We start from the raw sequence: 1,027 nt of genomic DNA on the forward strand, positions 1-1,027 counted from the left end.
GCCCACCAAGGGCCGGGCGCCGCGCTGCTCAGGCCGGCTTCGACGGCGTGGGGATCCACGCCGCCCACGGCTACCTGCTCTCCCGGTTCCTCTCCCACTGGTGAACACCCGCACCGACGCCTGGGGCGGCTCACCGGCCCGAAGCGGCGTAGCCACGCCCCGGCACGGCGCACACCACCCCCGCCGCGCCCTGGCTTCGACCCCTGCGCGCCCGCGCTGGACCTTCACCGAGCAGGCCGAAGGCCTGACGTTCCGTTACGGCCGTCGCAGCCACGGCACCCATAAAGGATCGCTCAGCCGCCGCGCTCCGGTCTCTGCCCAAGTGGTGACCGGGTTTCAAACCATATGTCGCCCTATGGAATGACTGTGGTTCGTACCCGGGCGTGTCGCAACTGACCGCTGCGAACCTTGCCCATACCAGGCAGGACCTGCCGGCTACACCTTCCGGCAGGCCTGCCCAGGTCCGACCACCCCACCGAGAGCCGACACCCGTCGGCGCACCTGCGGAGGTACATCATGTCCCGTTCCACCACCGCGCTCGCTGCCCTGGCCGCCGCCGGCCTGATCGCCCTGACGGCGCCCACGGCTGCCGTCGCCGCGCCCCGCGTGGCCACCAACACCATGTGCCTGGACGTGGGCGGTTCCCGCAACAACGGCGACCACGTCAAGATCTGGCAGTGCCAGAGCCCCGGCTTCGGCAACCAGAACTTCGTCATCGACAGCGGCCAGATCAAGGTCAAGGACACCATCGGAACCGGCCGAGAGATGTGCCTGGACGTGGGCGGTTCCCGCAACAACGGTGACCGGGTCAAGATCTGGCAGTGTCAGAGCCCCGGCTTCGGCAACCAGAACTTCGTCATCGACAGCGGCCAGATCAAGGTCAAGGACACCATCTGACAGGCCGGCGCGGGGCACGGTGATGGCCGTCGTGTGCCCCGGAAATGCAGAGAACCCCCATCCGGTTTCCCGGATGGGGGTTCTCTGTGAATGATTGTTCGGCGGCGTCCTACTCTCCCACAGGGTCCCC

At 68.3% G+C, this 1,027-nt stretch carries 2 protein-coding genes; both read left to right on the forward strand.

Features of this window, described 5'->3' with window-relative positions:
- Positions 1-47 precede the first annotated feature (47 nt).
- Positions 48-104 carry a hypothetical protein gene (locus tag ACFV6D_RS38870; protein ID WP_380434278.1) on the forward strand — a complete coding sequence of 19 codons (57 nt, stop codon included), beginning with the start codon at positions 48-50 and terminating at the stop codon, positions 102-104.
- A gap of 412 nt (positions 105-516) precedes the next feature.
- Complete coding sequence (locus tag ACFV6D_RS38875) at positions 517-897, forward strand: ricin-type beta-trefoil lectin domain protein (protein ID WP_380434275.1); 381 nt, start codon at positions 517-519, stop codon at positions 895-897.
- Positions 898-1,027 lie beyond the last annotated feature (130 nt).

The sequence above is a fragment of the Kitasatospora sp. NPDC059812 genome (assembly GCF_042732075.1).
Lineage (GTDB): Bacteria > Actinomycetota > Actinomycetes > Streptomycetales > Streptomycetaceae > Kitasatospora.